Origin of the sequence: Tropicimonas sp. IMCC6043 (assembly GCF_004146235.1) — a bacterium.
Classification (GTDB): domain Bacteria; phylum Pseudomonadota; class Alphaproteobacteria; order Rhodobacterales; family Rhodobacteraceae; genus Tropicimonas.
Genome location: NZ_SELO01000015.1, coordinates 1 through 12137, shown reverse-complemented (window position 1 = coordinate 12137; position 12137 = coordinate 1). Strand labels below are relative to the sequence as shown.

Sequence of the window (12137 nt, the reverse complement as noted above, 5' to 3'; positions counted from 1 at the left end):
CCGATGCCCGTCTCCTATCTCGAATACCGTGTCCAGACGGTCCCGACGGGCCTCTCGAAGATCCTCTATCTCAACTGGGGGCTGATCCTCCTGCTGACGGCGGTCTCCTCGATGGGCTTTCTGATGCTCTATTCGGTCGCCGGCGGCTCGATGACGCCCTGGGCCGAACCGCAGATGAAGCGCTTCGCCCTCGGCATGGTGGGGATGTTCATCATCGCGATGGTCCCAATCTGGTTCTGGCGCAACATGGCCGCGGTGGCCTATGGCGTATCGATCCTGCTCTTGATCGCGGTCGAACTCTTCGGCAGCACCGGCATGGGGGCGCAGCGCTGGATCGATCTCGGCTTCATGCGGCTCCAGCCTTCGGAGCTCACCAAGATCACCCTGGTGATGTTCCTCGCCGCCTATTATGACTGGCTCGATATCCGCAAGGTCTCCCGCATTTTCTGGGTGATCATACCGGTGATCATCATCCTCCTGCCGACTTTCCTCGTGCTGAAGCAGCCCGATCTCGGCACCGCCATCCTGCTTGTCGCGGGCGGCGGCATCGTGATGTTCGCGGCCGGCGTCCACTGGGCCTATTTCGCCGCGGTGATCGGCGCCGGAATCGGCCTCGTGGCGACGGTCCTGGAATCGCGCGGCACGCCCTGGCAGCTCATCAAGGACTACCAGTTCCGGCGCATCGACACCTTCCTCGACCCCGAATCCGACCCGCTCGGCGCGGGCTACCACATCACCCAATCGAAGATCGCCCTCGGCTCGGGCGGTTGGGCGGGACGCGGCTTTATGCAGGGCACGCAGTCGCGCCTGAACTTCTTGCCCGAGAAACACACCGACTTCATCTTCACCACATTGGCCGAGGAGTTCGGCTTCGTCGGCGCCACCTCGCTGCTGACGCTTTACGGGCTCATCATCGTCTTCTGCATCGCCTCGGCGATGTCCAACAAGGACCGCTTCGCCTCGCTATTGACTATCGGCATTGCCGGCACCTTCTTTCTCTTCTTCGCCGTTAACATGTCGATGGTGATGGGGCTTGCGCCGGTCGTCGGCGTGCCGCTGCCGCTCGTGAGCTATGGCGGCTCCGCCATGCTGGTGCTGCTCGCTGCCTTCGGCCTGGTGCAGTCGGCCCATGTCCACCGTCCGAGGGGCAACATCTGATGCCGAAGATCCTCTTTGCCGCCGAACCGGCCCTCTGGCCAAAATACGAGGGGCACCTCTTCCACTGGCTTTCCGAGGCCGGCATCGCGGCAGAGCTTGCGCCCGATCTCGGCCCGCCGGAGGAGATCGACTACATCGTCTATTCGCCCGGGTCCGACGTTCAGGATTTCACCCCATACACCCGGCTCAAGGCGGTTCTGAACCTCTGGGCCGGAGTGGAGAACGTCACCGGCAACGAGACGTTGAAGGTGCCTCTGGCACGAATGGTTGACGGCGGGCTGACCGAGGGCATGGTCGAATGGGTCGTCGGCCACGTCCTGCGCCACCACCTCGACATCGACCACGTTCTGGCCCATCAGGACGGTCGGTGGGTGCCGAAAGTGCCTCCGCTGGCGCGCCACCGTCCGGTGACGGTGCTTGGCCTCGGCGCGCTCGGCGCGGCCTGCGCGCAGGCGCTCGCGGCGCTGAACTTCCCGGTGACCGGTTGGAGCCGGAGTGCCCGCGAGGTCGCCGGCGTCACCTGCCTTTCCGATCCCGGCGGGCTCGAACAGGCGCTGGCACGCGCCGAGATCCTCGTGCTGCTGCTGCCGCTCACGCCCGGAACCGAGAGCCTGCTCAACGCCGCCCATCTCGACCAACTCCACCCGGGCGCCATCCTGCTCAACCCCGGACGCGGCGCGCTGATCGACGACGACGCCCTGCTCGCAGCACTCGACAGCGGGCAGATAGCGCACGCCACGCTCGACACTTTCCGCACCGAACCGCTGCCGCCGGAGCACCCGTTCTGGACGCACCCGCGCGTCACCGTGACCCCGCATATTGCCTCCGCGACCCGCGCCGAGACGGCGGCGCAGGTGGTGGTTGAGAATATCCGCCGCGGCGAGGCCGGCCTTCCTTTCCTGCACCTGGTCGACCGCGACCGCGGATACTGAGCCGCTCGCAGACGCGCTCCCGGGTTTACCGGTCCGGTGCCTTCGCCTAGGCTGGCACCATTATTTGTGCATTCCTCAGGACGCAGAGAATTGACCATGGCACCCGGGCAACCGAGCCTCGACGAGATGAAGGCTCGCCTTCAGACCCTCACCGACGGCATTGCCCGGGAATGCCAGACCATTGCCGGGGAACTCGCCCGGCCGCGAAAGATGAACAAGGAACGGATCTTCGCGGCCGAGACCGCGATCACCCGGCAGATCGTGCCGCTCCGGGTCTATTTCACGCAGTTCGACGCCGCCTATCACGCATCCGCCGCGCCGCAGGAAATCGGCGGCGAAGAGCGAAGGATCGTGCCGGAAGACTGGCTCGCTTTTTCGGCGCAGGTTGGCCATGTGCGAAACTGGATCAACCGGTGGGACGAGGTCCACGCGCTGATCCAGCGCCAGTGCCCGCCGCGCCGCCACCCGCTCACGGTGGGTAACACGACGGCCGGGCCGGTCTACCTCACGGCCCTCAGTGCCGCCGACCGGATGCTCGACCGGCTGCACCACCTGCACAACCCCAATGAACAGAGCGCCGTCGCCCTTGCGAACAACTGCTTCCCCGACATCGCCCTTCCGCAATCAGACTTCGTGGCGCTCTGCATGGCCGCCTGGCGCATCCTGAAGGCGCAGGGTCGCCACACCGGAACGCGTTTCATCGATGTCGGCTGTGGCGGCGGGTTCAAGGTGCTCACCGCTCTGGAGTTCTTCGACGCGGCCTATGGGATGGAATACGATCCCGACTATGCGGAGGCGGCGCGCGCGCTCTTCGGGAAAACCGATCCCGAGCGGCTCGAACTGCTTGAGGGCGATGCGCTTGCCTTCGAGTCCTACGACTATTTTGACGTGATCTATCTCTACCGGCCGATCAAGGACCCGGATCTGATGCAGCAACTGGAGCGCAAGATCGTGAATTCGGTGCGCCCGGGCACCGTGCTGATCGCGCCGCACACAGAGTTCCGCGCGCAACTCGACACGCTTGCCTGCTCCGAGATCGCCCCGCGCATTTTCATGCCCGGCCTGGGGTCCCGGAAGACCGCCAGCCTGCGCCGGGATGCCGAGCTGATCGGCCCGGAGCTGACACCGAGACATCCGCCGCTGAGCTCGATCTGGGATCCGATCTTCGAGGCGTCCCGGTCTCGGGGATATTGACTGCTCCGCTCGCATCACCCACAAGTTTCGCCTTTCGTTTTCAGCGATATTGCGGCTATGAAACGCCTGTGTCCGGCCACCGGGCACTCCGGCGGCCCCATAGCTCAACTGGATAGAGCAGCTGACTTCTAATCAGCAGGTTCGGGGTTCGAGTCCTCGTGGGGTCGCCAAGAATTTCAAATACTTAAGTGAGAATTCGCGGGTGCACTTGTCATGCCCGCTCGAATTGGGGGACATATGGGGGACAAATGCCCCTGTTTCGACGCCGATTTTCTGGTTCGTGCCGCCGCTACTCAGCCGCGTAGGTCTTGCTGACGGTCTCGTTCACTTCGGACGATGAACGGATAAGGGGGGGCCAGGACGAGAGGCTGACATGGTGCCGAACAGAAAATTCGCCTACCTTACGGTCATTCTCGGCAGTACTCTACTCTCTACCGTGCTCGGCCACCCCGCACTTGCACCGGATGAAGGCTGAACATTTTCGGTGGTTCGCACAGAAGGATTGTGAACTGACGAAGGGCTCAACAAAAGAATCCTTGCAATAGTGCGCGGCGGCGCACATTTAACAGGGGCTCACGTTTCTTCTCTTCGAAATTCTGCTTCCGCTGACCCGGTTTCGGTTGATCGACTTGGATCGACTTTAGCCGGGCTGCTGCGATTATGCGGGCAGCATTATCAAGGAGACCACGGAAATGGCCAATGGCACCGTGAAATGGTTCAACAGCACAAAGGGCTTCGGATTCATCGAGCCCGAACATGGCAGCAAGGATGTCTTCCTGCACATTTCGGCTGTTGAGCGCGCCGGCATCACCCGCATAGACGACGGTCAGAAGGTGACCTTCGATGTAGAATCTGGCCGTGATGGCCGCGAATCCGCCAACAACCTGGCACTCGTTTGAAGCCGGCGCCGGAAGGCCCGCTGGCGGGTGTTCCGGCTCTGGACGGGAACAGAGGCATGCGTCTGAAGCGCGGCGTTTCTGTCAGGGTGAAGGCCTCTGAGCCGGTCACCCAGCTTGACAGGACCACCACGAACGCTCGGCGCGTGCTGGAGGAAGAAGCCGGGGAGCGCGCCGAGAAGACGGCGCGCCTCAATGCTGCCCGCGAAGAGCGTGATCTCGGCGAAATGGACTGAACGTCTAACGACACATCTGTCGTGCAGTTCCATGCCGCAAGGCGCCGTCCGACAGAACACCGGAATTCCAGGTGAGTGCGTCGAGTGGGCCGGCCGCTGAGTGGGGCCGTCCGTTCCGCAATTGGCTCGCCCGGAGGAGCTGCGGCAAGGTTCGCCTTGCCGCAGGTTCCGGAGCCACTACACAGGTTGAGGAGACCGATCATGGGCTATTCGTGCCCGAAGAAGCAGCTGGATCTCAAGGAATTCCTGAGCACGCCGGCGAAGAAACGTCCCGGGGCCAAGGGCTTCGGCTTCCGCAAATACCCCGCGGCGAAGGCGGAGCCCGCCGAGGATGCGCCAAGCGCACGGAACGACGAGGACAACTGAGCCGCACCGGCCAACAGAATTTGCGCGCCATGCTGCGACGGCGGGGCCGCCCCGAACTTGCCTGTTCCCTGCACGACGTGGACAGGTTGCCCGCCGTGATGAAAGGGAGCCCACCGGGGGCGCACGCCGCCGGACATCTTGCAATCCCCGCGCCAAGCCCGACTGGTTCGCGGCGCAAGGCCCGCCCATGCGTGGCGGCACGGATACCCAACAATCGAAAGACAATACACGTGATGGAAATTCAGTGGGGCCAACCCGTGGTCCTGATTGCCCCGAAAGATGGCAACATCGAGCATATCTGCACGATCGAGAAGGCCCGCTATTGGTTGCGCCGCAAATGGCCCGTCTCCGATGGCGCTCGGACGACAGCGCTCGCGCAGGTCGAATCCGCGATGGACTGCATGAGCCCAGTCGAAGACGCCCGCCGCGCTTTCTTGGTTGCGGCCACGTCTGCGGGGTTCGCTCCCGGCGCTGCGATGTGAAACATTGGGAAACCTGCTTGGCCGCAGAGCAGTTCAGGACCCCTTTCTTCTCGGGCGGCTCTACGCGGTGAAGAGTCGTTTCGATCCCTCTCCTCCGCTCACCGCAAATTCCCACAACGACCGGTCTGATTGTGAACGCTCGCGATTGCTATCGCGGCACCCGCGAAGCGGCGTAATTTACCGGGTGGTAGCGGCACGCAGCCATCAGCCATCAGCCATCAGCCAAGTTTTCCGATCAACAAGACTTTGGGCTAGCAGCATTCCGATCCCGCCACGACAATCGGCGGATACTTCGGGAATGACCGGATATCGAACCACTTGAACCACGTGCCGTCCGGGTTGGCGCGGTCACCGGAGCGGATCGGGAAACCGTTCTGAACCTGTCGGATCAGGCCGGCCCGGAAGGCGCGGAGATCCAGCAGCCACCATGAGAAAAGCCCGGTCTGCGTCTCGTTGGAGTGGCCGTAGAACAGCCAGTCGCCCTTGCCGTTCACTATCTTGGACAGCTCGGTTTCGGCGCCGGAAGGGATGCGAGAGCGGATCGTGAAGTCGTAGGGAAAGCGGTTGGCATAGCCGGGACGGCGGACCCGCGCGGCAATGCGCAGGTCCTTGGCGTCCAGCATCATGAGGTCGGTGGCGTTGTGCCAGTCCTCGGGGTCCGGCGCCCTCTCCAGCAAGTGGGCGCCGATGGTGCGCTTGATCTCGGGCAGGAACCGGTCGGACCACGCGCGGTTGGAGGGGTAGCAGTTCATGCGGCCTCGCGCTTGGCGGCGCCGCGCCGCCACTCTGCGTCATCGCTCCACACTCCGCGCTTGGCATCGCGTTGCAGCATGTCGCACCCGTCGATGCAGGCAGAGGTCAGCGCCAGGGCGATTTCCAGCGTCGCGGCGGCATCTGCCACTCTTTGTTCCGATCCTGCACCGCCGCTTTCGTTTTCGAGCGACATGCGCGCGGTATTGATCAGCGCGGCAATCGCATAGGCCAACTCGTCTGCAATGTCCCGCGTGTCGGCGGTGCGCAATTGTTCGAGAGTAATCACGACGCCCTCCCGATGTTGATGCTGTCGAGCCGATTGTTCAGTTCGTCGGCCTTCTCCTTGGCCACAACGACCAGCGAGTAGATGGCATTCGTCGCCTTGCTCTCGGAATCGTTCAGGCTGTCCAGCAGCATGTCGATTCCTTCGAGGATGCCGACGAGATAGCAGGCGTCGGTCTGTGCGGCCGTCATGATCTGTTCGGAAGTCATGCCGGTATCGTTCGCGCTGGCGCTTTGTTCTGTCATTGAACGGTCTCCTGTCGTTGAGGTGGTCGATTACGCGGCTCTTTGGCCGTGAATGATGATCGGAAGGCGAATGCTGCGGAACGGCACCAGCTTGGCGGTTTCCTCGCGCTGTGTCTGAAAGAGAGTGCGGCGAAGGTTGCTCAGCTCCTCGATACCGGCCCAGCCGAGCCGGTCGCGGTTTTCCAAATCCACGATCCGAGCAGCGATGGTTTCGGCCTTGGAAACCGGCTCGCGCGGCTGCGCTTGTTCAACGGCGAACTTGGCGGCTTGCCATTCCATGCGCAGGCAATTGGCGAGCCGGCCACGGCGAGCAACGACGGTCATTCGGCCCAATGCGTCTGCGCCGATGCTGCGGTGACGCGTCCAGGCGGCTGTCATGATGGCGCGGCGGTCGTAGGTCATTGCGTGTCTCGGTGTGTGCTGTTAGCATAAAAGTTGGGCCGACAGAATGTGCTGTCAATACTAATAATGTGCTATTAGCATAGTTGGAATGATAATGACACCGCAGCAGTTCAAGATGGCGAAGGCAGCACTAGGCTTGAGCAACCCGGAGTTGGCAGAATTGACCGGGTTGCACCGAAACACACTCAACAAGTTGGACAAAGGAACCGGCAAGGAATCGACCGTTCAACATGTGCGGCTTGCCCTCGAAGCCCAGGGAATCCAGTTCCTAGAAACAGGAGAGGTGGCGGCGGGGCCGGGAGTGGCCTTGAAATGACCAACTCAATCCAGGTCACCACCTTCGAGGCTGGACGCGCCCGCCGCGAAGTCCGAGGGAATGCCGAGGAGAACGTCCGCGTGGGCACAATCCTTGTAGAGGGCGAGGAAATCGGGAAGATTGCGGCCCAATTGCTGAATGATCTGCGGCGTGTCGTTCATGAGGACGCTTCGGACATCAGGCTGATGTAGCTGGCCGGCCTGGTGGCCTGGACCCGGGCCTTGGCAGGTCGGGATAGAATATCCGTCCACAAATGAAAGAACCCGCAAAGAGTGTGGCGAAGGTTGCGGACAGCCTACGGATTGCGAGATCAGCGGGTGCGGTCGGTTCCGGTGGTCAGGCCGTCCCAAGCGTCCTTGATCTCACCTCGCATGAGGTAGAGCCCGACGCCGATGAAGATGCCCGACCCTGTGCGCGAGACGATTCTGTATTTCTTCGCCACCTCCGCCGCGATACGTTCTTCCCGGCGTTTGAGCAACTCACGCTGCACCTCGTTCATGCCGCCGGGAATGTAGCGGGGTACGCTGGGGGCACCTGGGCCGGGGGGGATGGGGCCTTGCTGCGCGCGAGCGGCCCGCATAGCCTCCTGGATTGGCCGCTGAGCGTTGGCGTTGTTCACGTCCTGGGCAGCCTGGTTGAGGCGGGTCTGCGCTTCCCGCATCCGCACGGTTTCGACCCCAGTCTGCAGGAACGTGCTACCAGCGTTGGTCCCGCCGGCAACCGCGCCCGCGCCGAGCGACGCCCCCGATACCCGCGCGCGTTTCACGCTTTCCGGATCGAAAGCGAGGCTGTTGAGCGTGCCGTAGACAAGGCCGACCCCGGCGACCTTCAGCATCACCATACCGGCAGTGCCGGACGACGCCATAGCCGTCCCGGTCCAGGCCGAGCTAGCCATGAGCGCGGTCGCACCGCCTGCCGCGACAGGCAGACAGCCGACGACCAAGAAGGCGACGCTCGCGGCGACGCTGATCCGGTAGCAGCGGTCGAGCGCGTCGTTGAGTTGGAGGCTGACCCTGCTGTTCGCGGCGCGCGCGCCGGCGAATTGCTCGTTGGTCGCCCGGATAGCCCGATCCGCACGTGCGACCAGCTCCGACAAGTAGGCATAGGCAAAGAATGGACCTGCGACGGCATTCCGTTCGAACTTGTCCTGGAAATCGGTCACAAAGGATGCGAACAGGCGGGCGCGGCGCATCGGATCGATCTTGACGGCGACCGCGCCAGCAACCGAGCTTCGCGAGTCGCCGGTCGTGAAGTAGTTGTAGATCCGGCTGATAGGGTTGATGTCCTCGGCGAGCTGTAGAACGCCGGAACTGATCGAATCGTCCGGTTCCCATTCGGTGCTGAGCGCCAGCTGCGTGGCCAGCGCGGCGGCGGTGCCATTTATTACGTCGGCAATACGCTCCGGATCGAAAACCACCGCGAGCGGCAATTGGGTGTCTGGCATGAACCGGTCTCGCCCAAATTTCTTTCTTTGTTCGTTATGATGCCGCCCCAGGCAGGCTCTGACAACGGATTTCTTACCCGATGCAGGTGCCGAACTACCTCTGATTTTCTCCTGTCTTATCCGATATTTCCCAAATCATAGCCGTTTTCTGATGGGCAAAAACGAAATGTTCAGTTCACTTCACCCGATATTCCCCAAGTAGAATTTCACCTCGATCACATTGCTCCAGATTTTGCGCACCCATCAAAAATTTTGGGCCCGCTTTGCCAGTTTTCGGGCACCTGACGCCTTGTTTGAGAATGCGGCCGAAATCTTAACATTCCTGACAGGATAGGAAACGTGATGCAGAAGCAGTCCTGGCATGAGGGTCGCCCTCCCTTGTGAGGCGATACTACTGGATTCGGCTCAGAGCACCAAATTCACGCCAGAAGCCTGAAGGTTCTGGCCCGAGTTTCTATCCGCTCTCGATGCGGCGGCGCGGTCATCGCCCTTGGTCTCGTGTGTCCCAAGTGGGACAGACCAGCCACCGCCTTCCACTGCCCTAACTCCCGTCGCTCAGGAACAGACTGCGCCCTTCCTTCAGAGCGGCGCCGTAGGCAATCCAACCGGCAACGGCCCCGCCTTCGCTGGAAAATTCTTCTTGCGACCGCCTTTGAGTGTATGATCCGGGGAACAATTCTTGTGGGGACACGTCAATGGGATTCGCTGAAGCCGTAAAGACCTGTTTGAGTAAATATGTTACCTTCTCCGGTCGCGCGCCACGTTCAGAGTTCTGGTGGTTTGTGCTTTTCGCCTATGGCTTGGGGATCGTCTTTTCCATCGTTGATCTGTCTCTTTTCGGCGAGACGACAACGATAGCGACCGACGGTACCGCCAGCGTGTCCTCTGAAACAGATTTCGCTCCGTTCACCTCGATTTTCGGATTGGCCGTGGTCCTGCCTTACATCTCGGTGTCAGTGAGGCGGCTGCACGATACGGACCGCAGCGGCTGGTGGTACTGGCTAGGTTTGATCCCGTTGATCGGTGTCATTGTTCTGATCGTCTGGTTCGCAACGAAGGGAACCGCAGGTCCCAATCGTTTTGGCGAAGACCCGCTGAACACGGCGTAGGCTCTCGCCTCTGCTGTTTCTGCATCGCGCAAGCGGCGGGCCCCGCAGATTTCGTCGCGGCGAAGCCCTAAGTCGGCGGCGGTGGACCCGAAGCCAAGTCGCTTGCTATCGTACAAGGGTTTACATGAAGCTGGAGGTAAAAAAATGACGAGAGTTTTGAGCGTTTTCGCTTGCGCCGCCGTTATTTCCGGCTGCACGGAAATGGGTCCCCAGGTATCAGCGGACGAACTTCGCACGAGATTAACCGGACAGAAAGTGCAGCTTCGGCCCGACGGAGGGCCAAAGCCCGGTGAACCTGAAGCGTTTAACATGACTTTCCGGGCAAACGGCGCGCTCACTGTTGAGCCCGTCGGGTCGCGCACCGCGGTCGTTCGCGACGGTGATGTCACGATCAGATTCCCGCTCGGCTTCGATGGCGCCTGGGATGTCAGGGACGGCGAGCTGTGCATAGGAATGCAGCGCCGGCTCGATTGCCAGCCGGCCACGGTCTCGGGTGACATCCTGGTCGTCACTGACCGCGAAAGCGGCGACACGGCGCGCGGTCGCCTCCAGCCAATGGGATAGCTCAAGTCTACTGCGGAAGCAGAGGGACTGAAACGGCGAGTTGCCATGCTCTGCTCTGAGGCAGTCGTCTGACTCAAACCGGGAGATGTGGGGGCGAAGAATGAGCCTCTGGATGACCGCAATTCTGTTGGTGGGCCTGTTAGCCGGGTCAAAAGTCGCGCAGGTTTGGCTCTTTCCGGCGTATCGGAAGACATGGCGCACATGGGACAGGCATAAGGACCCAATTGCGTGGAAGCTTATTCGCGCTCATCCATTTCACGAGCTTGGTTGGTATCTCTTTGCTGCATTGCTGTCAGCAGCAGTCTTCTACTTGGCCAATCTTTGAACAACTCTTCGACTGGCGGTAGCTTCGGCTCGCTCCGCCATGCGTGCGTTTAGCTCCATCCAGGGAAAGCGGGCCACACGGACAGGATCTGACGGTGGTCGGAGAGACAGGCGTCTTCGGCCGTTCCGCGGCAGTTCACCAAGCATAAGATAACCCAAGATTTTCGATAGTTCTCTCGCCCTTCTCGGTCAGAGCAAAGAGTTCCATTTCGAGATCAGTGTTGTCCTGCAAGCTCTCCATCACAAGCTTCTCGCAGCTACTCCAAATCTCCAAGGCCATGCTGCACCACAGTTCAAGCGGTTGCTCATCGCCACAGATGCAGATTCCCCGGATTACAGCAGACACTCCATTGGCTTGGAGGTCGACTGATGTATCACAAAGCGCCACACAGACTGCGTCCACGATGGCGCCTGCACTGTCACGACATTGCGCGGATTGCACGCCGATTTCGTGCAGCCTGTGAAACAGCAGGAACTCCACCAAATCGATGAGGTCAGGTATTTTGGCCCGCGCCACTCCTTCGGTGAATGCTTCAATCGGGCGTTGCTTCGGTTTCTCTTTATCTGGCCCTGGCATCGAATCTCCTTTTACCCAACCGTGCTCCCACGGAGGCTCACTCTACCCTCAGGGGTTCCGGTGACCATTTCTCCCCATTGGTTGAGGGCCTCGGCCCTCTGGGGCAACAGGTCGGATTGCTGGTAGACACGGGCCACGGCGCTCGGCGCGCTACCGCTGGCGGCGTGGTTCTGAATCCTGTCAACGACGCCCTCCGGTACGCCGGCCGCCGCGAGAGCCGTTGCCATCGCGCGGCGAAGATCATGCAACCTCCATGGTTCGATGTCGTCGCCGAGCACTTTGTCCAAGCGGGCCTTCGCCCGGGATATCCCTGACGAAGGTGTCCTTCCGCTGGTGGTGAAGACAAAACCCGTTGGAAGACGTCTCTTTTGGAGAGTTCGAAGTTCTGCCAGAGCAGGGGGTGACAGGTGCGTAATGTGGGGTCGCCGGTTCTTGGTCTGCCGCCCCTCCAATTCAATTCGCGTCTCGTCAAAGTTAACGTTCGACCAGCGCAACGCAGCGATTTCCCCGCGTCGTTGGCCTGTCAGGACCAACAAGCGGAACATCGGGCCGAACAGGTCTCCGACTTCATGTGTCGCGCGGTAGATACGTTGAATATCAGAAAGCCCTAGCACTCGGTCCCGCGGCATCTCACTTCCGCCGCCCTCGATCGCGTGCCCGACGTCCTCAGCAATGTAGTCGCGCCTGGACGCCCAGCGCGTGAATGTTCTCAAGTACGCCCTGACCCTGTTAGAGCGTTCCCAAGCTGATCGGATTCAGGATTCCCAAGATGTGGCGCCCATGGTTCTCTGTTTGTGAGGCAGATATAGGGGGTAGGAATGGGCAAGCCACATCCTATGGAATTGCGGGAGCGCGT

19 protein-coding genes and 1 tRNA gene are annotated in these 12137 nt (G+C 61.4%); 12 read left to right on the top strand and 8 right to left on the bottom strand.

Going from position 1 to position 12137, the window contains the following annotated elements; all coding sequences use genetic code 11:
• The first annotated feature begins 3 nt into the window (after positions 1-3).
• From rodA to EU800_RS14235, 8 genes are all read left to right on the top strand, one after another.
• A complete protein-coding gene (rodA, locus tag EU800_RS14265) occupies positions 4-1158 on the top strand; it encodes a rod shape-determining protein RodA (protein ID WP_129633507.1) in 1155 nt (384 codons plus the stop codon).
• Complete coding sequence (locus EU800_RS14260; RefSeq protein ID WP_129633505.1) at positions 1158-2090, top strand: glyoxylate/hydroxypyruvate reductase A; 933 nt, start codon at positions 1158-1160, stop codon at positions 2088-2090. Before rodA ends, EU800_RS14260 begins: the two co-directional genes overlap by 1 nt.
• Positions 2091-2186: 96 nt before the next feature.
• Positions 2187-3284: a methyltransferase domain-containing protein gene (locus EU800_RS14255; protein ID WP_129633503.1), complete on the top strand. Its 1098-nt coding sequence runs from the start codon at positions 2187-2189 to the stop codon at positions 3282-3284.
• Between the two features lie 93 nt (positions 3285-3377).
• A tRNA-Arg gene (locus EU800_RS14250) sits at positions 3378-3454 on the top strand.
• 522 nt (positions 3455-3976) lie between these two features.
• A complete protein-coding gene (locus EU800_RS14245; RefSeq protein WP_129633501.1) occupies positions 3977-4183 on the top strand; it encodes a cold-shock protein in 207 nt (68 codons plus the stop codon).
• A 56-nt stretch (positions 4184-4239) separates the two neighbouring features.
• Entirely contained in the window at positions 4240-4416 is a 177-nt protein-coding gene (locus tag EU800_RS14240) for a hypothetical protein (protein ID WP_242500582.1), read from the top strand.
• A 201-nt stretch (positions 4417-4617) separates the two neighbouring features.
• Positions 4618-4782: a hypothetical protein gene (locus EU800_RS26855; RefSeq protein WP_165354672.1), complete on the top strand. Its 165-nt coding sequence runs from the start codon at positions 4618-4620 to the stop codon at positions 4780-4782.
• Between the two features lie 233 nt (positions 4783-5015).
• Positions 5016-5264 (top strand): DUF982 domain-containing protein, encoded by a 249-nt coding sequence (locus EU800_RS14235; protein WP_371685634.1) that lies wholly within the window; start codon positions 5016-5018, stop codon positions 5262-5264.
• A 251-nt stretch (positions 5265-5515) separates the two neighbouring features.
• Here EU800_RS14235 and EU800_RS14230 read toward each other — a convergent pair whose 3' ends face one another.
• The 4 genes from EU800_RS14230 to EU800_RS14215 are packed head-to-tail and all read right to left on the bottom strand — an operon-like array spanning position 5516 to position 6947.
• Positions 5516-6016, bottom strand: a complete 501-nt coding sequence (locus EU800_RS14230; RefSeq protein ID WP_129633495.1) for a hypothetical protein — start codon at positions 6014-6016, stop codon at positions 5516-5518.
• A complete protein-coding gene (locus EU800_RS14225) occupies positions 6013-6303 on the bottom strand; it encodes a hypothetical protein (protein ID WP_129633494.1) in 291 nt (96 codons plus the stop codon). The genes EU800_RS14230 and EU800_RS14225 overlap by 4 nt, the downstream gene beginning before the upstream one ends.
• Positions 6300-6545, bottom strand: a complete 246-nt coding sequence (locus EU800_RS14220; protein WP_129633492.1) for a hypothetical protein — start codon at positions 6543-6545, stop codon at positions 6300-6302. Before EU800_RS14220 ends, EU800_RS14225 begins: the two co-directional genes overlap by 4 nt.
• Positions 6546-6575: 30 nt before the next feature.
• Positions 6576-6947, bottom strand: coding sequence for a hypothetical protein (locus tag EU800_RS14215; RefSeq protein WP_129633490.1), 372 nt, complete (start codon positions 6945-6947; stop codon positions 6576-6578).
• 94 nt (positions 6948-7041) lie between these two features.
• On the opposite strand from EU800_RS14215, the gene EU800_RS14210 reads away from it, so the two are divergent.
• Positions 7042-7263 carry a transcriptional regulator gene (locus EU800_RS14210; RefSeq protein ID WP_129633488.1) on the top strand — a complete coding sequence of 74 codons (222 nt, stop codon included), beginning with the start codon at positions 7042-7044 and terminating at the stop codon, positions 7261-7263.
• 5 nt (positions 7264-7268) lie between these two features.
• Here the strand turns inward: EU800_RS14210 and EU800_RS26850 are convergent, their stop codons facing one another.
• On the bottom strand, positions 7269-7424 hold the full coding sequence (locus tag EU800_RS26850; protein ID WP_165354671.1) for a hypothetical protein: 156 nt from the start codon (positions 7422-7424) through the stop codon (positions 7269-7271).
• 149 nt (positions 7425-7573) lie between these two features.
• Positions 7574-8692 carry a hypothetical protein gene (locus EU800_RS14205; RefSeq protein WP_129633486.1) on the bottom strand — a complete coding sequence of 373 codons (1119 nt, stop codon included), beginning with the start codon at positions 8690-8692 and terminating at the stop codon, positions 7574-7576.
• Positions 8693-9402: 710 nt separating this feature from the next.
• On the opposite strand from EU800_RS14205, the gene EU800_RS14200 reads away from it, so the two are divergent.
• The 3 genes from EU800_RS14200 (at position 9403) to EU800_RS14190 (ending at position 10705) form a co-directional block, all read left to right on the top strand.
• On the top strand, positions 9403-9816 hold the full coding sequence (locus EU800_RS14200; protein WP_129633484.1) for a DUF805 domain-containing protein: 414 nt from the start codon (positions 9403-9405) through the stop codon (positions 9814-9816).
• Positions 9817-10125: 309 nt separating this feature from the next.
• Entirely contained in the window at positions 10126-10380 is a 255-nt protein-coding gene (locus EU800_RS14195) for a hypothetical protein (RefSeq protein ID WP_129633482.1), read from the top strand.
• A gap of 112 nt (positions 10381-10492) precedes the next feature.
• Positions 10493-10705, top strand: coding sequence for a hypothetical protein (locus EU800_RS14190; RefSeq protein ID WP_129633480.1), 213 nt, complete (start codon positions 10493-10495; stop codon positions 10703-10705).
• A 135-nt stretch (positions 10706-10840) separates the two neighbouring features.
• Here EU800_RS14190 and EU800_RS14185 read toward each other — a convergent pair whose 3' ends face one another.
• Together EU800_RS14185 and EU800_RS29105 are read right to left on the bottom strand one after the other, a co-directional pair.
• Positions 10841-11281 (bottom strand): hypothetical protein, encoded by a 441-nt coding sequence (locus EU800_RS14185; protein WP_129633478.1) that lies wholly within the window; start codon positions 11279-11281, stop codon positions 10841-10843.
• Positions 11282-11292: 11 nt separating this feature from the next.
• Positions 11293-11826: a site-specific integrase gene (locus EU800_RS29105; RefSeq protein ID WP_371685633.1), complete on the bottom strand. Its 534-nt coding sequence runs from the start codon at positions 11824-11826 to the stop codon at positions 11293-11295.
• Positions 11827-12137 lie beyond the last annotated feature (311 nt).

What these genes read in the sequence shown, in the direction of transcription:
- EU800_RS14185 (WP_129633478.1), bottom strand. Translation starts at nt 11,281, where the DNA reads ATGCCAGGGCCAGATAAAGAGAAACCGAAGCAACGCCCGATTGAAGCA.
- EU800_RS14235 (WP_371685634.1), top strand. Translation starts at nt 5,016, where the DNA reads ATGGAAATTCAGTGGGGCCAACCCGTGGTCCTGATTGCCCCGAAAGAT.
- EU800_RS14240 (WP_242500582.1), top strand. Translation starts at nt 4,240, where the DNA reads ATGCGTCTGAAGCGCGGCGTTTCTGTCAGGGTGAAGGCCTCTGAGCCG.
- EU800_RS14220 (WP_129633492.1), bottom strand. Translation starts at nt 6,545, where the DNA reads ATGACAGAACAAAGCGCCAGCGCGAACGATACCGGCATGACTTCCGAA.
- rodA (WP_129633507.1), top strand. Translation starts at nt 4, where the DNA reads ATGCCCGTCTCCTATCTCGAATACCGTGTCCAGACGGTCCCGACGGGC.
- EU800_RS14245 (WP_129633501.1), top strand. Translation starts at nt 3,977, where the DNA reads ATGGCCAATGGCACCGTGAAATGGTTCAACAGCACAAAGGGCTTCGGA.
- EU800_RS14230 (WP_129633495.1), bottom strand. Translation starts at nt 6,016, where the DNA reads ATGAACTGCTACCCCTCCAACCGCGCGTGGTCCGACCGGTTCCTGCCC.
- EU800_RS14195 (WP_129633482.1), top strand. Translation starts at nt 10,126, where the DNA reads ATGACTTTCCGGGCAAACGGCGCGCTCACTGTTGAGCCCGTCGGGTCG.
- EU800_RS14200 (WP_129633484.1), top strand. Translation starts at nt 9,403, where the DNA reads ATGGGATTCGCTGAAGCCGTAAAGACCTGTTTGAGTAAATATGTTACC.
- EU800_RS26855 (WP_165354672.1), top strand. Translation starts at nt 4,618, where the DNA reads ATGGGCTATTCGTGCCCGAAGAAGCAGCTGGATCTCAAGGAATTCCTG.
- EU800_RS14190 (WP_129633480.1), top strand. Translation starts at nt 10,493, where the DNA reads ATGACCGCAATTCTGTTGGTGGGCCTGTTAGCCGGGTCAAAAGTCGCG.
- EU800_RS29105 (WP_371685633.1), bottom strand. Translation starts at nt 11,826, where the DNA reads ATGTTCCGCTTGTTGGTCCTGACAGGCCAACGACGCGGGGAAATCGCT.
- EU800_RS14215 (WP_129633490.1), bottom strand. Translation starts at nt 6,947, where the DNA reads ATGACCTACGACCGCCGCGCCATCATGACAGCCGCCTGGACGCGTCAC.
- EU800_RS26850 (WP_165354671.1), bottom strand. Translation starts at nt 7,424, where the DNA reads ATGAACGACACGCCGCAGATCATTCAGCAATTGGGCCGCAATCTTCCC.
- EU800_RS14210 (WP_129633488.1), top strand. Translation starts at nt 7,042, where the DNA reads ATGACACCGCAGCAGTTCAAGATGGCGAAGGCAGCACTAGGCTTGAGC.
- EU800_RS14260 (WP_129633505.1), top strand. Translation starts at nt 1,158, where the DNA reads ATGCCGAAGATCCTCTTTGCCGCCGAACCGGCCCTCTGGCCAAAATAC.
- EU800_RS14255 (WP_129633503.1), top strand. Translation starts at nt 2,187, where the DNA reads ATGGCACCCGGGCAACCGAGCCTCGACGAGATGAAGGCTCGCCTTCAG.